Origin of the sequence: Bartonella sp. AP58NXGY (genome assembly GCF_042195785.1) — a bacterium.
Classification (GTDB): Bacteria; Pseudomonadota; Alphaproteobacteria; order Rhizobiales; family Rhizobiaceae; genus Bartonella.
Map to the genome: position 1 here is coordinate 1 of NZ_JBHIOY010000389.1, position 246 is coordinate 246.

The 246-nt window shown below is 43.5% G+C and carries 1 protein-coding gene; it reads right to left on the reverse strand.

The features are described 5' to 3' along the window. On the reverse strand, positions 1-246 hold a 246-nt coding region (locus ACFINC_RS11605; protein ID WP_375617297.1), incomplete at both ends, for an AAA family ATPase.

Below are 246 nucleotides of genomic sequence, written 5' to 3' on the forward strand. Positions count from 1 at the left end.
ATCGTCTTTTGCTTGATTTACCGTTTGTCCTTCAGGCAAAGCGGTTAAAAATTCAGCGCCAAGATTTGAGGTCATAATCAACAAAGTGTTTCGAAAATCGACCGTTCTTCCTTGACTATCGGTCAAGCGCCCTTCATCCAACACTTGCAGCAGCAGATTAAAGATATCAGGATGCGCCTTTTCAATTTCATCAAAGAGAATAACTTGATAAGGTCTTCTTCGTACAGCCTCTGTCAGCACGCCCCC